This window comes from Paraburkholderia sediminicola, assembly GCF_046026895.1.
Taxonomy (GTDB): Bacteria; Pseudomonadota; Gammaproteobacteria; order Burkholderiales; family Burkholderiaceae; genus Paraburkholderia; species Paraburkholderia sediminicola_C.
Genome location: NZ_JAQQEU010000010.1, coordinates 1 through 20205, shown reverse-complemented (window position 1 = coordinate 20205; position 20205 = coordinate 1). Strand labels below are relative to the sequence as shown.

General features: G+C 63.7%; 13 protein-coding genes. 7 read left to right on the top strand and 6 right to left on the bottom strand.

Annotation, left to right across the window (positions count from 1 at the left end; genetic code table 11):
* Window positions 1–33 precede the first annotated feature (33 nt).
* From PQR02_RS09545 to fixL, 4 genes are all read right to left on the bottom strand, one after another.
* Entirely contained in the window at window positions 34–2142 is a 2109-nt protein-coding gene (locus PQR02_RS09545) for a M3 family metallopeptidase (protein WP_408228883.1), read from the bottom strand.
* Between the two features lie 330 nt (window positions 2143–2472).
* A complete protein-coding gene (gene folD / locus PQR02_RS09540) occupies window positions 2473–3336 on the bottom strand; it encodes a bifunctional methylenetetrahydrofolate dehydrogenase/methenyltetrahydrofolate cyclohydrolase FolD (protein ID WP_408228880.1) in 864 nt (287 codons plus the stop codon).
* 467 nt (window positions 3337–3803) lie between these two features.
* Window positions 3804–4448, bottom strand: a complete 645-nt coding sequence (gene fixJ, locus PQR02_RS09535; RefSeq protein ID WP_042322743.1) for an oxygen response regulator transcription factor FixJ — start codon at window positions 4446–4448, stop codon at window positions 3804–3806.
* A complete protein-coding gene (fixL, locus tag PQR02_RS09530) occupies window positions 4445–6961 on the bottom strand; it encodes an oxygen sensor histidine kinase FixL (RefSeq protein WP_408228876.1) in 2517 nt (838 codons plus the stop codon). The genes fixJ and fixL overlap by 4 nt, the downstream gene beginning before the upstream one ends.
* Window positions 6962–7235: 274 nt before the next feature.
* On the opposite strand from fixL, the gene aceE reads away from it, so the two are divergent.
* From aceE to PQR02_RS09510, 4 genes are all read left to right on the top strand, one after another.
* Complete coding sequence (gene aceE / locus PQR02_RS09525; RefSeq protein ID WP_408228873.1) at window positions 7236–9932, top strand: pyruvate dehydrogenase (acetyl-transferring), homodimeric type; 2697 nt, start codon at window positions 7236–7238, stop codon at window positions 9930–9932.
* Window positions 9933–10018: 86 nt separating this feature from the next.
* Window positions 10019–11665 carry a dihydrolipoyllysine-residue acetyltransferase gene (gene aceF / locus PQR02_RS09520; RefSeq protein ID WP_408228870.1) on the top strand — a complete coding sequence of 549 codons (1647 nt, stop codon included), beginning with the start codon at window positions 10019–10021 and terminating at the stop codon, window positions 11663–11665.
* Window positions 11666–11805: 140 nt separating this feature from the next.
* Complete coding sequence (gene lpdA, locus PQR02_RS09515) at window positions 11806–13578, top strand: dihydrolipoyl dehydrogenase (RefSeq protein WP_408228867.1); 1773 nt, start codon at window positions 11806–11808, stop codon at window positions 13576–13578.
* A gap of 66 nt (window positions 13579–13644) precedes the next feature.
* Window positions 13645–13872: a hypothetical protein gene (locus PQR02_RS09510; RefSeq protein WP_408228864.1), complete on the top strand. Its 228-nt coding sequence runs from the start codon at window positions 13645–13647 to the stop codon at window positions 13870–13872.
* Between the two features lie 3 nt (window positions 13873–13875).
* On the opposite strand, the gene PQR02_RS09505 is transcribed toward PQR02_RS09510, so the two are convergent.
* Complete coding sequence (locus PQR02_RS09505; protein ID WP_095418901.1) at window positions 13876–14448, bottom strand: phasin family protein; 573 nt, start codon at window positions 14446–14448, stop codon at window positions 13876–13878.
* A gap of 770 nt (window positions 14449–15218) precedes the next feature.
* On the opposite strand from PQR02_RS09505, the gene pbpG reads away from it, so the two are divergent.
* Complete coding sequence (gene pbpG / locus PQR02_RS09500; protein WP_408228861.1) at window positions 15219–16412, top strand: D-alanyl-D-alanine endopeptidase; 1194 nt, start codon at window positions 15219–15221, stop codon at window positions 16410–16412.
* Window positions 16413–16535: 123 nt separating this feature from the next.
* On the opposite strand, the gene PQR02_RS09495 is transcribed toward pbpG, so the two are convergent.
* On the bottom strand, window positions 16536–17342 hold the full coding sequence (locus PQR02_RS09495) for an IclR family transcriptional regulator (RefSeq protein ID WP_408228858.1): 807 nt from the start codon (window positions 17340–17342) through the stop codon (window positions 16536–16538).
* Window positions 17343–17522: 180 nt separating this feature from the next.
* Between PQR02_RS09495 and PQR02_RS09490 the strand changes: the two genes are divergently transcribed.
* Together PQR02_RS09490 and PQR02_RS09485 are read left to right on the top strand one after the other, a co-directional pair.
* On the top strand, window positions 17523–18251 hold the full coding sequence (locus PQR02_RS09490; protein WP_408228855.1) for a (Fe-S)-binding protein: 729 nt from the start codon (window positions 17523–17525) through the stop codon (window positions 18249–18251).
* 102 nt (window positions 18252–18353) lie between these two features.
* On the top strand, window positions 18354–19769 hold the full coding sequence (locus PQR02_RS09485; protein WP_408228852.1) for a lactate utilization protein B: 1416 nt from the start codon (window positions 18354–18356) through the stop codon (window positions 19767–19769).
* The last annotated feature ends 436 nt before the right edge of the window (window positions 19770–20205 follow it).

Here is a 20205-nt window from a genome sequence, read left to right as displayed (position 1 = left end):
GAAGCGAAGCCCGCCGGCCGATGCGTCACGCAATCAATGCACCGCGCCCGGCGTCATACCGTTATGGCGCAACAACGCATCGATATTCGGCTCGCGGCCGCGGAACGCCTTGAACGATTCCATCGCCGGACGGCTGCCGCCCACTTCCAGAATCTCCTTGCGATAGCGCATGCCGGTCGTCTGATCGAGCACGCTGCCGCTCGCGGCTTGCGCCGCTTCTTCGAACGCGGCGTACGCATCGGCGGACAGCACTTCCGCCCACTTGTAGCTGTAGTAGCCCGCCGCATAACCGCCCGCGAAAATATGACTGAACGTATTCGGCCAGCGCGAGAACGGAGCTTGCGGCACCACGTGGAAGCGCTCGTTGATCTCGCTCGCGAGTTCGATGGCGTTCTTCGTACCGCTCGCGTCGAAGCCGGTATGCAGTTGCATGTCGAACATCGAGAACACGATCTGGCGCAGCGTGCCCAGGCCGCTCTGGAAGTTCTTCGCGGCCAGCATCTTGTCGAACAGATCGCGCGGCAGCGGTTTCGCGGTTTCGACGTGCGACGTCATGTCCCTCAGCACGTCCCACTCCCAGCAGAAGTTCTCCATGAATTGCGACGGCAGTTCGACCGCGTCCCACTCGACGCCGTTGATGCCCGACACGCCCAGCTCATCGACGCGCGTGAGCATGTGATGCAGGCCGTGGCCGAATTCGTGGAACAGCGTGATGACTTCGTCGTGCGTGAAGCAGGCGGGCTTGCCGCCGACCGGCGCCGAGAAGTTGCAGGTCAGATACGCAACCGGTGTTTGCACGCCGCCATGGGTGTGCTTGTGACGGCCGCGCGCGTCGTCCATCCAGGCGCCGCCGCGTTTGCCTTCGCGCGCATACAGGTCGAGGTAGAACTGCGCGACGAGGCCGCCGTCCTGATTCTCGACGCGGAAAAAGCGCACGTCGGGATGCCACACGGTTGCTTCGTCGCGACGGATACGCACGCCGAACAGCGTCTCCGTGACCTTGAAGAGGCCCTTGAACACCGCGTCTTCCGGGAAGTACTGTTTGACCTCGTTCTCGGAGAACGAATAGCGCTTCTGACGCAGACGTTCGGCGGCGAACGTCATGTCCCACGGTTGCAGATCGCTCATGCCCAGTTCGTTCGCGGCGAATTCGTGCAGTTCCTTCCAGTCCAGCTCCGCGTGCGGACGCGCGCGCGTGGCGAGGTCTTCGAGGAAGGCCATGACCTGCGCGGGCGACTCGGCCATCTTCGGCGCGAGCGACACTTCCGCGAAATTGTTGAAGCCGAGCATGTGCGCTTCTTCGGCGCGCAGCTTCAGCTGCTCGGCGAGCACCGCGGTGTTGTCCCACTCGGGTTTGCCGTTGCCGAATTGCGGTCCAAGCTCGGATGCGCGCGTCACGTACGCGCGGTACATCGCTTCGCGCATCGGACGATTTTCCGAGTACTGCATCACCGGGAAATACGACGGGAAATGCAGCGTGAATTTGTAGCCGGTCTTGCCTTCGCGTTCGGCCGCTTCCTTCGCGGCTTCGATCACGTCTTCGGGCAGGCCGGCCAGTTGCGCTTCGCCGCCGGCTTCGACCACGTAGGCGTACGCGTTGGTCGCGTCGAGCACGTGATCCGAGAACGCTTTGGACAGCGCCGCCTCGCGCTCCTGCAATTCGGCGAAATGCGGTTTCTGGTCTTCCGGCAATTCGGCGCCGGACAGACGGAAATCGCGCAGCGCATTGCTCAGGATCTTCTTGCGCTCGCCGGTCAGCGACGCGAAGTCGCTGCTCGCGTTCAGCGTCTTGTACTTCTCGTACAGCGCGAGATTCTGGCCGACGCTCGACCAGAATTCGGTGACGCGCGGCAGGTTTTCGCCGTACACCGCGCGCAGCTCGGGCGTATCGGCGACCGCGTTCAGATGGCCGACCACACTCCATGCGCGCGACAGCGGTTCGGTGGCGCGCTCGACCGGCTCGACCACGTCGGCCCACGACGCGGGCGTGATCGGCAGCGCGGCGCGCTCGACGGCGGCGGCCGCGTCGGCGAGCAGCACGTCGAGGGCGGGGGTCACGTGTTCGGGGCGGATGTCGCCAAAGCGCGGCAGGTCGGAGAAATCGAGGAGCGGATTGTCGTGATTCGAGGCGGTAGTGGACATAAGGCTTCCTGTCTGGCGCGGGTGAACGGGTAATCGGTGCATCGACGGGCGCGCGCGATCACGGCCTGTGGCACCCGATACGGACATTATTGGGGCGGGACGCGCCGATTCCAATCCGTCGGGAGACAAATTATCAGATGTCGGGGGGCGGTGCGCGGATGGCGCGAGACGGTGGGCGTTTGGCGGGAGGCGAGCGAGGCGGCGGCGTTTGGTATTTCTGTCAGCGGTATCGACGAGTGGGCTTTCGCACCCACTCTCAGGAAGGAAACGGCAACGGCAACAACCCCGCCTTCGCGCAGCCTCAAGCCGCCGTTGCCTGCGCTCACCCGATCACGCTTGCGCGGCGTCCGCTTCGCGTTCGGCGGCTTCGATCGTATTGACGAGCAGCATCGTGATGGTCATCGGGCCGACGCCGCCCGGCACCGGCGTGATGTAGCCGGCCACTTCCTTGACGCCCGCGAAGTCGACGTCGCCGCACAGCTTGCCCGCTTCGTCGCGGTTCATGCCGACGTCGATCACCGCCGCGCCCGGCTTCACCATCTCCGCGGTCAGGATGTTGCGCAGGCCGGTGGCCGCGACCACCACGTCGGCATTGCGCGTGTGGGCCGCCAGATCGCGCGTCTTGCTATGGCAGATCGTCACGGTCGCGCCCGCTTCGAGCAGCAGCAGCGCCATCGGCTTGCCGACGATGATCGAGCGGCCGATCACCACCGCATTCGCGCCTTGCAGCGGAATCTCATAAGCGGCGAGCATCTTCATCACGCCGTACGGCGTGCACGGGCGGAACAGCGGCCGACCGGTCATCAGTGCGCCGGCATTGGCGACGTGGAAGCCGTCGACGTCTTTTTCCGGCGCGATCGCTTCGAGCACCTTGTGGCTGTCGATGTGCCTGGGCAGCGGCAGTTGCACCAGAATGCCGTGGATGCGCGGATCGCGGTTCAGTTCGTCGATGCGCGCCAGCAGGTCGGCTTCCGGCAGGTCGGCCGGATAGCGGTCGAACGACGAGCCGAGGCCGTTGTCGTGACACGCCTTGACCTTGTTGCGCACATAGACTTCGCTGGCCGGATTGTCGCCGACCAGCACCACGGCGAGGCCCGGCTGATGGCCGCGGGCGGTGAGGGCGGCGGCGCGCGCGGCGACGTCGGCGCGCAGGGTCTTGGAGAGGGCTAGGCCGTCGATCAGTTTGGCAGTCATGGTCGGTCGAGATGGGCGGTTTGGAAAGCGGGGCAGGGCGCGGCGGCGGGCCACGCGCGACGGCGTTTTTCAGCGGGAACGGGTCGGAGCGTGAAAAGCGCGCGGCGCGAAGCGGCGATAGGCGCAACTGCAAAGTCCGACATTATACCGGCGCAGCCTGGCGTGCCGCTTGCGCAATCCCGGTTAGGCGAACGAGTCGGGTGTCGGCACGCGGGCGAAGCGGGCCTTGCGTGGCGAGCCCGCGGTCCACGCCGAACGGCGGGCAGCGGGCCCTGAAGGGGGTCTTGACGCAGACTGGGAAACAGGCAGAAAGCCCGTAAGAAACCGGCCACCACGCGGTACAGATCGGCACGGCAAACGAGCCGCGCCAAGCGGTCCCGGCGCAGAGCCGTCACGGGCCGGACGCCTGCGCAGTCCGGCCGTTGATCACGCGATAACTCGTAGCGGGGAATACCGCCCGGCGGCTTTTATTGCGCCGCTTGCGGCTTGTTCGACAGCGCGAGTCGCAGCAGATCGGCGACCGTGTTGACGTTGAGCTTTTCCATGATGTTCGCGCGATGCGCTTCGACCGTCTTGATGCTGATGCCGAGGTCGTCGGCGATCTGCTTGTTCAGGCGGCCCGCGATGATGCGCTCGAGCACCTGATGCTCGCGTGCGGTCAGCTTGCCCAAGCGCTCGGCGGCGGCGCGTTGCTGCTGCACGCTGGTGCTCTCGCTGCGCGCCTTGTCGAGCATGCGCTCGACCAGCTTGCGCAACTCGGCTTCGTCGAACGGCTTCTCGATGAAGTCCATCGCGCCTTTTTTCATCGTCGACACCGCCATCGGCACGTCGCCGTGGCCCGTCACGAAGATGATCGGCAGCGATGCGTTGTCGGCGATCAGGCGTTCCTGCAACTCGAGCCCGCTCATGCCGGACATCCGCACATCGAGAATCAGGCACGCGATCTGGCCCGGATGCTGATGCGGCTGCCATGCGTCGATGAACTGCTCGGCGCTGGAGAAGCATTGCACGCGGTAGCCGTTCGCCTCCAGCAGCCAGCGCAGCGAATCTCGCACGGCCTCGTCGTCGTCGACGACAAAGACAGTTTCCTGTGTGGTGACTGGGCTGTTCATAGCTCTCCCGTAACGGTTTGTGGTGTCGGCGCCTCGGACCCGCCGTTGCTCGGGCCGTCAGGCTCTCCAATAGGCAGACTGCAATGGAACGTGGCGCCTGTGATGTGGCCGTCGGACTCGACGTTGTTCACCACCCACAGACGGCCGCGGTGCGATTCGATAATCGAACGGCAGATGTTCAGCCCCATGCCCATACCATCGGACTTGGTGCTGTAAAACGGTTCGAACAGCCGCTCGGCTGTCGCTTCGTCGACGCCGGGACCCTGGTCGACGACGCTGATGCAGACAAATCCGCTCTCCAGCCGCACGACCACGCGGATCACCGGATCGACCGCGTTAGGGCGCGCTTCGGCCATCGCTTCGGCGGCGTTCTTCAGCAGGTTGACCAGCACCTGCTCGATCAGCACCGGGTCGACGTAGATTACCGGCAGGCGCGAGCGCAGATCGGTGACGATGCGAATGCGGCGTTTGCGGGCCTCGATTTCGGCCAGACCCACCGCGTCCGCCACGATGTCGGCGACGCGCGTGGCTTGCCGCTTGGGCTCGCTGCGCTTCACGAACTCGCGGATGCGCTTGATGATCATGCCGGCGCGCACCGCCTGCTGCGCGGTCTTTTCGAGCACGGGGAGCAGATTGTCGGGCGTGGTGCGACCGGATTTAACCAGTGCGACGGTTCCGGAGCAATAGTTGTTGATCGCGGCGAGCGGCTGATTGAGTTCGTGCGCGAGCGACGAGGCCATTTCGCCCATCGTCATCAGCCGGCTGGTGAACTGCAGCTTTTCGTCCTGCTGGCGCGCCAGTTCCTGCGCGCGCTTGCGGGTGGTGATGTCGGTCGCGATCTGCATCTGCGCGAGGTGGCCGTCCACCCACTGGATGTACTGGCGGCGCACCTCGAACCATTTCTGGATGCTTTGCACGTAGATTTCCTGCGCATCGGCTGTGCTTTCGGTCAATGCGGCTGCGGGCAGGCCCGCGAAGGTGTCCACCATGTCGATCGAATCGGACGAGGTCTGTGCGCTGTCGAACCCGCCGCCCGCCAATTCCAGATGGCCGTCCGGCCGGATGCCGAACAGATGCCGGTAGTAGCGGTTGGCGAACAGCAGCTCGGCTTCGTCGGCGGCCAGCACGGACACCGCGGCGTCGAGGCTTTCGAGCACCGTGGTGAAGCGCTCGTGGGCGGCGGCGAGTTCCTCGCGCGCGCGCTTGGGCTCGGTGATGTCGGTCATCGACGACATCCAGCCGGTCTGGCGCCCCGAGCTGTCGATCAGCGGCGACACGTAAAGGCGCGCGTGGAACAGCGACCCGTCCTTGCGGCGCACGCGCAATTCGAAGCCCGACGACGGCGCCTTGCCGCGCAGTGTCATGTCGAGCTGACGCTGCATCTCGGGGTAGGCGTCGCGCGGCCAGTACGCGAACGGCGCGTTCTTGCCGACCAGGTCGCTCTCGTCCCAGCCGGTCATGCGGCAGAACGCCGGGTTCACGTGGGTGATGCGGCCATGCATGTCGAGCACGCGCATGCCGATCAGCACCGAGTTTTCCATCGCGCGGCGGAAGAACGCTTCGGCGTACAGCGCCTGTTGTGCTTCGAAGCGCTGGCGCGTGTGTTTCCACAGACTCCACAGGCTCCACAGCACGAAGCACGACAAGCCGGCCACCAGCCACACCAGCGTGTTGTTGGTGAAATTGGTCATCTGCGGGAACGCGTACACGCGCACCGAGATGCCCTGGCCCGGCGGATCGAGCGGCAGATCGTAGAACATGTCGCGCGGCAGGCGCGGGCGGGTCGACGTGGTGGTCAACTCGCGGTTGTTCACGTCGATGATCGAGATCTTGTACTTGGCCGACAGTTCAGGCGGAATGTCCCGCTTCAGGATACCTTCCACCGAAAACACCGCGGCGATCGAGCCGAGAAATTCGCGGTCGCGGAACACCGGCGTTTGCAGCGTGATGTAGCCATTGCCCAGGTCGTCGTAGATCAGCGGCGAGTACACCTGGCGGCGCGTGTTGCGCGCCTCGGCGAAGGCGGCCTTGACGGCTTCGTCCATCTGCGCGTCGTTGGGCCGCGCGAGCCGCTGGCCGAACACGGGCAGCGCGGTGTTGGGCCAGCGCGGCTGTTGTGCGCTCGTGTACCAGTTCATGTAGAGGATCTCGGGATGCCCCTGCATGATGTCCGTGGTGGACACCTGGAACGAGTGCGGATCGGCGTGGCCGCTGGCCAGATCGCGCGCGAGCGCCTGGATCTGCTCCTGCGCGCCCGTCATGGACAGACGGATCTGCTGCTGCGCCCACGCGACATTGCGATAAAGCGTGTCTTCCTGCTGCTGCTGTTCGCGCCGGTTCAGACTCCACAGGATCAGGCTCATGACGACCAGGAACACCAGGATCGACAGGAGCGGCGTCAGCAAATAGGAATTCGACCACCATGGTCCATGGTGCCAGCGGGAGGACGGCGTCGATTCCGCCGGCGAACCGGCGGTGCGCGCCGAGCGAGTGAAAAGCCGTTCGGTCAACATGCGTGGCATTGTAGCGCAGCGCGTCGCCGACAAAACGCGCAAAAAAGCACGGAAAGTCACGTTAATCGGCGCAAACTAGCCGACGTATCCGTCGAACGGCAGTCAAATCAGGTTGCGCTGCAGCAATTTGTCGCATTATGAGAATCGATCTCGTAATTTGAAAATTTTGTTGCGTGGACGTCGGGACCCTTATTACAATCGGCCGAAGCTGCCGCGGTCGTGCCTCGCCCGCGCCGTCTGTCAAAGTGCGTTCCTCTACATCCAGGAGACGAGCATGTCCGCTGTACCCGACGAAGTCATGAAATATGTCGCCGCCGAAAAAGACGACGATCCCCAGGAAACCGGCGAATGGCTTGAAGCGCTGGATGGCGTGATTTCTGCTGTGGGCCCAGACCGTGCCCATTACCTGATCGAGAAACAGATCGAATTCGCGCGCGTGCACGGCGAACATCTGCCGTTCTCGGCGAACACCCCGTACATCAACACGATTCCGGTCGCGCGCCAGGCGAAGATCCCCGGCGACCAGGACCTCGAACACCGCATCCGCTCGTACACCCGCTGGAACGCCATCGCGATGGTGCTGCGCGCCGGCAAGGAAACCAACGTCGGCGGCCACATCGCGTCGTTCGCTTCGGCGGCCACGCTGTATGACGTCGGCTACAACCATTTCTGGCATGCACCGTCGGCCGAACACGGCGGCGATCTCGTGTTCGTGCAGGGCCACTCGTCGCCGGGCGTCTACTCGCGCGCGTTCCTGCTCAGCCGCCTGACCGAAAACCAGCTCGACAACTTCCGTCAGGAAGTGGGCGGCGAGGGCATTTCGTCGTATCCGCACCCGTGGCTGATGCCGGACTTCTGGCAGTTCCCGACCGTGTCGATGGGCCTCGGCCCGATCATGGCGATCTACCAGGCGCGCTTCATGAAGTACATGCAGGCGCGCGGCGTCGCGAAGACCGACGGCCGCAAGGTCTGGGCCTTCCTCGGCGACGGTGAGACGGACGAGCCGGAATCGCTCGGCGCGATCGGCATGGCCGGACGCGAACGCCTCGACAACCTGGTGTTCGTGATCAACTGCAACCTGCAGCGTCTCGATGGCCCGGTGCGCGGCAACGGCAAGATCATCCAGGAACTCGAAAGCGAATTCCGCGGCGCCGGCTGGAACGTGATCAAGGTCATCTGGGGCAGCCGCTGGGATGCGCTGTTCCAGCGCGACAAGTCGGGCGCGCTGATGCGCCGGATGATGGAAGTCGTCGACGGCGAATACCAGACGTACAAGTCGGAGTCGGGCGCGTTTGTGCGCGAGCACTTCTTCAACACGCCGGAGCTGAAGGCGCTGGTCGCCGAATGGTCAGACGACGACATCTGGAATCTGAACCGCGGCGGCCACGATCCGCACAAGATCTACGCAGCGTTCCAGGAAGCGTCGAATTCGAAGGGCCAGCCGACCGTCATTCTCGCGAAGACGATCAAGGGCTATGGCATGGGCGAAGCCGGCCAGGCGATGAACATCACCCACCAGCAGAAGAAGATGCAGGTGGAGCAGCTGAAGAAATTCCGCGACCAGTTCCGTCTGCCGATCGCCGACGAAGATCTCGTCAACGTGCCCTACCTCAAGTTCGAAGAAGGTTCGAAGGAACTCGAGTACATGCGCGCCCGCCGCCAGGACCTCGGCGGCTATCTGCCGGCGCGTCGCCAGAAGGCGGAATCGCTGCCGGTGCCGGAACTCTCGGCATTCGAGCCGCTGTTGAAGGGCACGGGCGAAGGCCGCGAGATCTCCACGACGATGGCGTTCGTGCGGATCCTGAACATCCTGCTGAAAGACAAGGCGCTCGGCAAGCGGGTCGTGCCGATCGTGCCGGACGAGTCGCGTACCTTCGGTATGGAAGGCCTGTTCCGTCAGATCGGTATCTGGAATCAGGAAGGCCAGAAGTACGTGCCGGAAGATTCCGACCAGCTGATGTTCTACCGTGAGTCGGAAACCGGTCAGATCCTGCAGGAAGGCATCAACGAAGCCGGCGGCATGGCCGACTGGATCGCCGCCGCGACGTCGTACTCGACGCACGGCGAAATCATGATCCCGTTCTACATCTTCTATTCGATGTTCGGCTTCCAGCGGATCGGCGACCTGGCATGGGCGGCGGGCGACATGCGCTCGCGCGGCTTCCTGCTGGGCGGCACCGCTGGCCGCACGACGCTGAACGGCGAAGGTCTGCAACACGAAGACGGCCACTCGCTGCTGTGGGCCGCTTCGGTGCCGAACTGCATCAGCTATGACCCGACGTTCGGCTACGAACTCGCGGTCATCATGCAGGACGGTCTGCGCCGCATGGTGGCCGACCAGGAAGACGTGTACTACTACATCACCGTGATGAACGAGAACTACGAGCACCCGGCGATTCCGCAGGGCGATGCGGTAGCGGCCGACATCATCAAGGGCATGTACGCGTTCCGCAAGGCCGAGGCGGACAAGAAGGCGCCGCGCGTTCAGCTGATGGGCGCGGGCACGATCTTCAACGAAGTGATCGCCGCGGCCGACCTGCTGAAGAACGACTGGGGCGTCGCCGCCGACCTGTGGAGCGTGCCGAGCTTCACCGAACTCGCGCGCGAAGGCCACGAAGTGCAGCGCTGGAACCTGCTGCACCCGACCGAAGAAAAGAAGCTCTCGCACGTCGAGAAGCTGCTCAAGGATGCACAAGGTCCGGTCATCGCATCGACCGACTACGTGCGCGCGCTGACCGAGCAGATCCGCGCGTTCGTGCCGCAGAAGTTCGTCGTGCTGGGCACGGACGGCTATGGCCGTTCGGACACTCGCGAGAAGCTGCGCCACTTCTTCGAAGTCGACCGCTACTGGGTCACGGTTGCCGCGTTGAATGCACTGGCAGACGAGGGCACGATCGAACGCAAGGTCGTCGCCGAGGCGCTCAAGAAATACAACCTTGATCCCGCCAAACCCAACCCGATGACCGTCTAACGCATCATTCCCCGTGTGCCACGGCGTGCGCGCCCGCCTCTGATCGACAGAGGCCGGGCGCGGGCGCGGCCCAGGAGACACTATCAATGAGTCAAGCGATCGAAGTCAAGGTGCCGGACATCGGCGATTACAAGGACATCCCTGTGATCGAGGTGCTGGTGAAGGCGGGTGACACCGTCGAGAAAGAGCAATCGCTCGTCACGCTGGAATCCGACAAGGCGACCATGGACGTGCCCAGCTCGGCCGCCGGCGTCGTCAAGGAAGTGAAGGTCAAGGTCGGCGACAACGTGTCGGAAGGTTCGCTGATCGTCGTGCTGGATGGCGCGGCAGGCGGTGCGGCCGCTGCTGCGCCCGCCGCCGCACCGGCGCCCGCGCCCGCTGCGGCACCGGCTCCCGCTGCAGCGCCCGCGGCAAGCGGCGGCGGCCTGCAGGAAGTCAAGGTGCCGGATATCGGCGATTACAAAGACATTCCCGTGATCGAGGTCGCGGTGAAGGTCGGCGATCGCGTCGAGAAAGAGCAGTCGCTGGTGACGCTCGAATCCGACAAGGCGACCATGGACGTGCCCAGTTCGGCCGCCGGCGTCGTCAAGGAAGTGAAGGTCAAGGTCGGCGATACGGTCTCGGAAGGTTCGGTGATCGTCGTGGTGGAAGCCGAAGGCGGCGCGGCCGCTGCGGCGCCCACACCTGCCGCGCAGCAGGCCCCGGCCGAAAAGCCGTCCGACGCGCCGGCGACGCCGTCGCCCGCACCGGCGGCCCCGTCAGCGCTCGCGCAAGCGCCGCTGATCCCGGCCGGCGAGGGCGGCACACGTCGCGCGAGCCATGCGTCGCCGTCGGTGCGCAAGTTCGCGCGCGAACTCGGCGTCGACGTGACGCAAGTGCAGGGCACGGGTCCGAAGGGCCGTATTACGCAGGCCGACGTGACCGCCTTCATCAAGGGCGTGATGACCGGCCAGCGTGCTGCGCCCGCAGGTGCGGCAGCACCCGCGGCGGGTGGCGGCGAGTTGAATCTGCTGCCGTGGCCGAAGGTCGACTTCACGAAGTTCGGTCCGATCGATCCGAAGCCGCTGTCGCGCATCAAGAAGATTTCGGGTGCGAATCTGCATCGCAACTGGGTCATGATCCCGCACGTCACGAACAACGACGAAGCGGACATCACCGAACTTGAAGCGCTGCGCGTGCAGTTGAACAAGGAAAACGAAAAGGCCGGCGTGAAGATCACGATGCTGGCGTTCGTGATCAAGGCCGTGGTGTCGGCCCTGAAGAAATTCCCGACCTTCAACGCAAGCCTCGACGGCGACAACCTCGTGTTCAAGCAGTACTACCACGTGGGTTTTGCCGCCGATACGCCGAACGGTCTGGTGGTGCCGGTGATTCGTGACGCTGACAAAAAGGGCCTCGTGGAGATCGCGAAGGAAATGACCGATCTGTCGAAGGCCGCGCGCGATGGCAAGCTGAAGCCGGATCAGATGCAAGGCGGCTGCTTCTCGATTTCGTCGCTGGGCGGGATCGGCGGCACGAATTTCACGCCGATCATCAACGCGCCTGAAGTCGCGATTCTCGGTCTGTCGCGCGGTGCGATGAAGCCGGTGTGGGACGGCAAGCAGTTCGTGCCGCGCCTGACGCTGCCGCTGTCGCTGTCGTATGACCATCGCGTGATCGACGGGGCGGAAGCGGCTCGCTTCAATGCCTACCTGAGTGCGATTCTTGCCGATTTCCGGCGTGTGATTCTTTGATCGGTTGGTGAGGTTGTTGCCGGGGCGCGGTTGCTCGGGCAGATTGCTCAGGCAGTTTGCTTAGCTCATCCGCGTCCTTCCGTTTGCGCAGCGCGCATTCGCGCGCGGCTCATCACCGATTAATAAGAGAAGGGGACACCATGAGTCTCGTCGAAGTAAAAGTGCCGGACATCGGTGACTTCAAGGACGTCGATGTCATCGAAGTCAACATCAAGCCGGGCGATGCAATCGAAAAAGAACAGTCGCTGTTGACGCTCGAGTCCGATAAGGCTTCCATGGAAGTGCCGAGCGACGTCGCCGGCACCGTCAAGGAAGTCCGCATCAAGGCCGGTGACAAGGTTTCGCAGGGCACGGTGGTCGCGCTCGTCGAAACGTCCGGTGAAGCGGCGCCCGCGAAGGAAGCGCCGAAAGCAGCCGAAAAAGCGCCGGCGCAAGCTGCCGCGCCTGCCGCGCCCAAAGCCGCGGCGCCCGCTCCGCAAGCCGGCAGTTTCTCCGGCAGCGCCGACATCGAATGCGACATGCTCGTGCTCGGTTCGGGCCCGGGAGGCTATTCGGCCGCGTTCCGCTCGGCCGATCTCGGCATGAAGACGGTGCTGGTCGAACGTTATTCGACGCTCGGTGGCGTCTGTCTGAACGTCGGCTGTATTCCGTCGAAGGCGCTGCTGCACACCGCGCTCGTGATCGACGAAGCCGAAGAACTCGGCGCGCACGGCATCACGTTCGGGAAGCCGCAGATCGATCTCGACAAGCTGCGCGACTTCAAGTCGGGCGTCGTCAAGAAGCTGACGGGCGGTCTCGCGGGCATGGCCAAGATGCGCAAGGTCGAAGTGGTGACGGGCACCGGCGCGTTCGTCGATCCGTATCACATGGAAGTGCAGACCGAAAGCGGCAAGAAGGTCGTCAAGTTCAAGCAGGCGATCATCGCCGCGGGCTCGGAAGCGGTGAAACTGCCGTTCATTCCGGAAGATCCGCGCGTGGTCGATTCGACCGGCGCGCTCGAACTGCGGCAGATTCCGCAGCGCATGCTGGTGGTCGGCGGCGGCATCATCGGCCTGGAAATGGCGACCGTGTACGCGACGCTCGGCGCGAAGATCGACGTGGTCGAAATGCTCGACGTCCTGATGGCCGGCGCGGACCGCGATCTGGTCAAGGTCTGGGACAAGTACAACAGCAAGCGTTTCGCCAGCGTCATGCTGAAGACCAAGACCACTGCGGCCGAAGCGAAGGACGACGGCATCTACGTGTCGTTCGAAGGCGAGCAGGCGCCGGCCGAAGCGCAGCGCTATGACCTCGTGCTGGTCGCTGTCGGCCGTACGCCGAACGGCAAGAGAATCGGCGCGGACAAGGCCGGCGTCGCGGTCACGGAGCGTGGCTTCATCGACGTCGACAAGCAGATGCGCACCAACGTGCCGCATATCTTCGCGATCGGCGATATCGTCGGTCAGCCGATGCTTGCGCACAAGGCGGTGCACGAAGGCCACGTCGCCGCGGAAGCGGCGCATGGCGAAAAGGCGTACTTCGACGCGCTGCAGATTCCGTCGGTGGCTTACACCGATCCGGAAGTGGCGTGGGCCGGCAAGACGGAAGACCAGTTGAAGGCCGAGGGCGTCAAGTACGGCAAGGCGGTGTTCCCGTGGGCCGCTTCGGGCCGCGCGATCGCCAACGGCCGCGACGAAGGCTTTACGAAGCTGCTGTTCGATGAGGAAACGCATCGCGTGATCGGCGGCGGCATCGTCGGTCTGAACGCGGGCGACCTGATCAGCGAAGTTTGTCTCGCGATCGAAATGGGTGCGGATGCAACGGATATCGGCAAAACGATACATCCGCATCCGACGCTCGGCGAATCGATCGGAATGGCGGCCGAGTTGTATGAAGGCGTGTGTACCGACCTGCCGCCGCAAAAGAAGAAGTAACGCTGCTCGTTGGGGCCGTTCGCTTGCGGGCGGCCCCGGCGAAGCAAAGAAAAAACGGCGCGTCCTGTGAAGGGCGCGCCGTTTTTTTTGACCCCGGACAGGGCAGAGCAAGCAGACGACCGGAAAAAAAATCCCGGCCTTACGCCGGGCAAACGATACGTTGTTCAACGTATCGGAGCGTTCGGCCAATCAAACCGTGTGAGCGGCAACGGCGCGACGCTGTTGCTTGCGATAACGCCGGCCCAGCGGGTGCGCTGGGCCGGCGTGGGGGTGCTGCGTCAAAGCGTAGGCTGAAGCTTAGACTGCCTTCTTGGCCGAGCGCGATGCTTGCGCGGCGGCTTGCGAAGCTGCCTTCGATGCGGCCGTAGCGGCTGCATTGAAGTTGCTTTCAGCGATCTCGACGGCTTGCTTGGTTGCCTTGTGGACCGTTTCGTACGTGGTGTTGGCGGCGGTGATCGCCGACTTCATCACGGCAACTGCGGTTTCCGAACCGGCCGGTGCGTTCTTCGCGACGTTCTCGACGAGCGACTGAACCTTGCGGTTTTGCTCTTCGAACTGGGCTTCAGCGACGCGGGTGAATTCACCTTGCGTGGCCGAGACGATTTCATACACGTGGCGGCCATACGACAGCGCCTTTTCAGCCACCGGCTGCGCGAGGCTTGCCTGCAGCGCCAGCAATTCTTGCGCGTCCTTCACCGACAACGCGCGTTGGGCATTTTCCTGGCTTTCCGCGAGGGTCGACTTCACGACTTGCAGGTTCAGTTCAACCAGCTTTTCGACGCCTTCAAATGCTTTGGTCGTCAGGCCGAACAGCGTTTCGAAGTTGGCTTTCTGGGCTGCGGCGAATTGCTCAGGGGTCAGCAGAGTCATGGTTTACGCTCCTGGGTAGCGGTCTGTCTGTGCGGACCGCATTGGGTGGGTGGCGAGACGGCTTAGGTCGTCTCCCCGGACCGCGATGTATTGTGCATCGCAGCAATGGTTCCCATTTTAAGATGCGCGCAACTAATGTCAAGTATTTTTTGTGCGTCGCACAATGTTAAGAAATTGCTGATAAAACAATATCTTATGCAGTAGGCATGACATTCACATGACGGCGGCTGATTTGTGGGCTGCACCGCGCTGGTGCGGCAAGAAAGCGCCTACTGTTGGCGATTTTTGCAGCTAATTTTCTGCAGGAATGCGCGGTAGAGCGCTGTGGTAACGTCGGCATCTTGAAAAAATCCGGGCATTTGGAGCTTCCCTGTAAACCACAAAGTGTTAAGGAACGTTATTGATCTAAGCCAGTCGAACGCGCGTCGTCGATTTCCAGCAGGCGCTTAAGAGGTGGACGCGGGGCGCGGCGAGGTTCCAAGGGATGTGAGCCGCCGCATCGGCCGATGCCGACAGTATTTCCCCTGATCAAGGTTGTCTCAAACTTGCCGTTATGCTGCAAGAATCCCCTCGATTCGCGCTGACGCGGCACTGGACGAGGCGCAGGCCGCCTCGATCGTTTTTTTCGATCGAGGCCGGCACTTATTTGTGTTTTTGCGATCGGAGCTTACAAGCCGGTTTAAGGAGTGCTCATAAGTGCTTCAAATTGCTAATTTTTCGTTGTTTTACTACACTTGCGGAAACCTCTCGCCGCTCCCTACCGAACACCCATGAAAACCGACATGTTTTCGTCGCTAAAAGTGATCCACGGCGCGGCCCGCAGCACCGCTCTGTCGGTGGCCGTCTCTCTGGTCGTCGCAGCGGCGTTCGCCACGCCCGTCAGCACTTTTGCCGCTACGCCTGCTGAAAGTGCAAAAACCTTCAAACACGCAAAAGCCGCGAAGAAGCCGGCCGCCGCCACTGCCGCCGCGAAGGAGTCGAGCAAGTCGGCGAAGGCCGGCAAAGGCGCCGCTGCGAAGACCGTCGCCGCCGCGGACGACGATGCGCCGCGCGCCACCGTCAAGCGCAAGCGCGTGAGCTTCACGTCGAACGGCCGTCACCACTCGGTGATGCGCCGCGTCGCGTACGAGCCGCGCCAGCCGACCGTGGGGCAGGCTTTCGGTCTGCACGAAACGCCGGACGCGCTGATGCTGCGCTCGAGCGTGGCGTATGTGATCGACCAGAATACCGGCGAGTCGCTGTTCGACAAGAACTCGCGCGCCGTGGTGCCGATCGCGTCGATCACCAAGCTGATGACGGCGATGGTGGTGCTCGATTCGAAAGAGCCGATGACCGACCAGATCGAAGTCACCGACGAAGACCGCGACTACGAGAAGAACACGGGCTCGCGCCTGTCGGTGGGCTCGGTGCTGTCGCGTGAAGACATGCTGCACATCGCGCTGATGGCCTCGGAAAACCGTGCCGCCGCGGCGCTCTCGCGTTACTTCCCGGGCGGCCGCCCGGCGTTCCTCGCAGCGATGAACGCCAAGGCGAAGCAACTCGGCATGACCGACACGCACTTCGAAAACCCGACCGGTTTGACGAGCCAGAACGTGTCGAGCGCGCGCGACCTCGTGAAGATGGTCAACGCGGCGTACCAATATCCGGTGATTCGCCGTTTCTCGACCGACCACAGCTACGAGGTGTACACCGGCAAGCGCACGCTGGCGTACAACAGCACCAATGCGCTGGTGCGTAACCCGACGTGGGACATCGGCCTGCAGAAGACCGGTTTCATCAACGAAGCGGGCGAGTGCCTCGTGATGCAGGCGACCATCCATGGTCGTCCGATGATCATGGTGCTGCTCGATTCGTCGGGTAAGTACTCGCGTTTCGCGGACGCCTCGCGTTTGCGCACGTGGCTGGACAACGGCGGCGACCAGGCGCGCATCACCAGCGCGGACGCCAGCGGCGCGGGCACCTGACGCGGTACGGCGGCCGGGCGGTTTTTCCGGATCGGCCGGCTCGAAAAAAAAGCCTCGCGAATGCGAGGCTTTTTTTATGCCGAATATCGAATGTCGAATGCCGAAGGAAAGGTCGCCGGGGTCCTAGTTGTGCTGACCACGCGAATGGTCGTGCGGCGCTTGCGGCCGATAGCCGAGCGATTCGGAAATCATCAGCGCCGTCTGGCTGAGCTGCCCGAGCCACGAGTCCTGCAAGCGGTCCGCCGGCGCCGATAGCGACAGGCCCGCGACCAGCTTGCCGGTGTCGTCGTATATGCCGGCCGCAATACAGCGAACCCCGAGTTCCAGTTCCTCGTTGTCGCGCGCGCAAGCCTGCTGCCGCACGTGCGACAGTTCGCGCTCCAGCTTGGTCAGGTCGGTGATGCTGTTCTGCGTGTGTCCCGACAGCCCGGTGCGCGTCGCGTAAGCCCGCACGCGGTTCGACTCGTCGGCGGCAAGGAACAGCTTGCCCACCGAGGTCAGATGCAACGGCGCCCGCCCGCCGATGGCCCGCACCACCTGCATGCCGGAGCGTTCGGAGTACGCGCGCTCGATATACACGATCTCGTCACCCTGACGCACCGACAGATTCACGGTCTGGCCCGTCTGGCGGTGCAGTTCGCGCATTGGCGTGAGCGCCGCGTCGCGTACCGACAGGCGCGCCTTCACCAGATTACCCAGTTCGAGCAGGCGCATGCCGAGACGGTAAGTGCCGGGGTCCGAACGGTCGACCAGCCGGCACATCACCATATCGTTCAGGATGCGGTGCGCGGTGGACGGATGCAGCTCCGTGCGGATAGCGAGTTCTTTCAGGCTGACCGGGTCGCTATGGGCCGCGAGTGCATCGAGCAGGCGCATCATGCGTTCGATCACCTGGATCGAAGTTTTGGGATCCGGGTTCGTATCGCTCATGGGAGGGATTGGGGTGGCGCGTCAAACAGCGGAAATTGATTGTATCTCGTATTGTGAAAAAAGCGAACGCGCTTCGAAGGGCGGCTCCAGTTTCGTCCTATGTTCGTCCTATGCCTTCTGGCCGTTGGTATTGTGCGCCAAACAGCGGATAATCAGGGACGTTTTCCCGAAGGAGGGCTCATGCGAGTCGGATTGTTCGTCACCTGCCTGGTCGACCTGATGCGTCCCGAAATCGGTTTTTCGGTCATCAAGCTGCTCGAAGGCGCCGGCTTCGAGGTGGTGGTGCCCCCCGCGCAGACCTGTTGCGGCCAGCCCGCGTACAACTCGGGAGAGCGGCGCATCGCACGCGATCTCGGCGAAAAGACCCTGCGCGAGTTCGAACAGTTCGATTACGTGGTGGTGCCCTCGGGGTCGTGCGGCGGCATGCTCCGCGCGCACTATGGCGACCTGTTCGCGGACGATCCCGAACTGATGAACCGCTTCGGGCGATTGCGCGCGAAGGTGTTCGAGCTGACCGAGTTCCTCGTCAATGTCGCCAGGGTGCAATTGCAGCCAGGGGAGTTCGCGGGCCAGGGTCAGGTGACGTATCACGACTCCTGCTCGGGTTTGCGCGAACTCGGCGTCAAGAGCCAGCCGCGCGCGTTGCTCGCGCAAGTCGGCGTGGCGGTGAAGGAGATGACGGACTGCGAGCATTGCTGCGGTTTCGGCGGCACGTTCGCAGTCAAGTACGGCGATATTTCGACCGCGATCGTCGACGAGAAATGCGCGAATATCGGCGCGAGCGGCACCGGCACGGTGGTGCTTGGCGATCTTGGCTGCATGCTCAATATCGAAGGCCGTCTGCGGCGCACCGGCGACTCGAGGACGCGGGTGCTGCACATCGCACAAGTGCTTGCCGGCGATGTGTGAGGGTATCGCCCGTTCGCCGCGCGCCATCCCGCACTACCCGCGCGCCATTCGTTTCACGCTACTCGTTCCGCGCGTTTCCTTTCGATTCCGCATAAGGCCGCCATGCAAGTTCAATCGATGCAGTTCAAGGCTCGCGCCGGTCAGAAGCTCGCCGATCAGCGTTTGCAGCAGAACCTGACCAAGCTGTCCAGCAAGTTCGTGTCGGCCCGCGCCACGGCGATGACCGCGATCGACTTTCCGGCGACTCGCGCCGCGCTCAAGGAGCGCCGCAATCGCGCGCTGGAGAATCTCGACGTGTGGCTGGAAAGCTTCGAGCGCGAGGCGACTCGGCGCGGCGTGACGGTGCTGTTCGCCGAGACGACCCAGGAGGCCGCCCGGATCGTCGGCGATATTGCGCGCAAGCACGACGTGAAGAAGGTGATCAAGACCAAGTCGATGGTCACCGAGGAAATACGCCTGAACGAAGTGCTCGGGCAGATGGGCGTGCAGTCGATCGAAACCGACCTCGGCGAGTACATTCTGCAGATCAACGACAACGAGCCGCCAAGCCACATCATCGCGCCGGTCGTCCATAAGGATAAGGAGGAGATCGCCGGCCTGTTCGCGAAAACCCACGGCCGGCCGCGTCTGACAGAGATTCCGGAGATGACGCGCGAAGCGCGCGAAATGCTGCGGCCGCACTTCCTGAGCGCGGACATGGGGGTGACGGGCGGCAACTTCGTCGTCGCCGAAACGGGCTCGGTCGTCCTCGTCACGAACGAGGGCAACGAAGGCATGTGCACGGTGATGCCGCGCGTGCATGTCGCCGTGACCGGTATCGAGAAGGTGCTGCCGACGCTGGAGGATCTCGCGACGGCCATGCGTCTACTGCCGCGCTCGGCGACCGGGCAGGCCACGTCGAACTATTTCTCCATGCTGACTGGGCCGCGCGGCGCGGGCGATCAGGATGGTCCCGAGCATATGTACGTGGTGCTGGTCGACGGCGGGCGTACGGGGCTGATTGGGGGCGATTTTCAGGCGATGCTCAGGTGCATTCGCTGTGGTGCGTGCATGAACCATTGCCCGGTTTATCAGAAGGTGGGCGGCCACGCATATGGGTGGGTTTATCCGGGACCTATGGGGTCGGTGTTGACGCCGAGCTATGTCGGGATCGACGAGGCGCTGGATTTGCCGCAAGCCGCGACCCTGTGCGGCGAGTGCAATAGCGTTTGCCCGGTGGGAATTCCGCTTTCCGATCTATTGCGCAAGCTGCGCGAAAAGCAGGTGGAGCGGCGTCTGCGGCCCTGGAAAGAACGCGTGGGTCTTGCCGTGTGGGGTTTTCTGGCTCTGCATCCTGATGCTTACGCGCTCTTCACCAAACTGGCGGTGCGGGTGCTTGAGCGGATGGGCGGGCGCAACCGTTCGATCGCCAAACTGCCGTTGGGTGGTGCTGGCTGGACCGATACGCGCGAGATGCCGGCTCCGGTCGGCCGGACGTTCAGGGAGTTGTACGCCGCGCAGCGCAGCCATATCGGCTGAGGTGCGCGGCAGAGTCTCGATGCGCTTCGGTGCGGGTGGAGAAGGCGAATTGCCCTCTCGTACCGCGTGGTCAAGCAGGTGAGGCTTGCGCGCAGTCATGCGGCAGAGTCATGTGCAACACGCGTCCTCGCGCTGACGCTGCCGTGCCGCCGCATTTCCATGCGTGATGCAACTAGACGCCGGATGAAGCCGCCAATGAATCCACGTGAGGCGCAGCAGGCCGCGCAAGAGGCGGCCCGCTCGAAACACGTCGCTTAATGATCAGTCGGCTGCCCAGGCTGACGGCTGTTCTGCCCGCGCCATTGGCCGCCACCCCCGCCGTTGCCGCGTCCGCCTCCATTACCGGCTTGCTGCTGTGGCGGCGCCGGCGGCGGACCGCCCGCGCCGGGGCGCGGGGGGGGGGCCGCCCCGCCGGCGCCCCGGCCCCCCCCCCCCC

Bases quoted from the DNA above. Each gene is read 5' to 3' on its own strand.
- PQR02_RS09505 (WP_095418901.1), bottom strand. From the start codon at position 14,448: ATGACTCTGCTGACCCCTGAGCAATTCGCCGCAGCCCAGAAAGCCAAC.
- pbpG (WP_408228861.1), top strand. From the start codon at position 15,219: ATGAAAACCGACATGTTTTCGTCGCTAAAAGTGATCCACGGCGCGGCC.
- PQR02_RS09545 (WP_408228883.1), bottom strand. From the start codon at position 2,142: ATGTCCACTACCGCCTCGAATCACGACAATCCGCTCCTCGATTTCTCC.
- aceF (WP_408228870.1), top strand. From the start codon at position 10,019: ATGAGTCAAGCGATCGAAGTCAAGGTGCCGGACATCGGCGATTACAAG.
- fixL (WP_408228876.1), bottom strand. From the start codon at position 6,961: ATGTTGACCGAACGGCTTTTCACTCGCTCGGCGCGCACCGCCGGTTCG.
- fixJ (WP_042322743.1), bottom strand. From the start codon at position 4,448: ATGAACAGCCCAGTCACCACACAGGAAACTGTCTTTGTCGTCGACGAC.
- lpdA (WP_408228867.1), top strand. From the start codon at position 11,806: ATGAGTCTCGTCGAAGTAAAAGTGCCGGACATCGGTGACTTCAAGGAC.
- PQR02_RS09485 (WP_408228852.1), top strand. From the start codon at position 18,354: ATGCAAGTTCAATCGATGCAGTTCAAGGCTCGCGCCGGTCAGAAGCTC.
- PQR02_RS09490 (WP_408228855.1), top strand. From the start codon at position 17,523: ATGCGAGTCGGATTGTTCGTCACCTGCCTGGTCGACCTGATGCGTCCC.
- PQR02_RS09495 (WP_408228858.1), bottom strand. From the start codon at position 17,342: ATGAGCGATACGAACCCGGATCCCAAAACTTCGATCCAGGTGATCGAA.
- aceE (WP_408228873.1), top strand. From the start codon at position 7,236: ATGTCCGCTGTACCCGACGAAGTCATGAAATATGTCGCCGCCGAAAAA.
- folD (WP_408228880.1), bottom strand. From the start codon at position 3,336: ATGACTGCCAAACTGATCGACGGCCTAGCCCTCTCCAAGACCCTGCGC.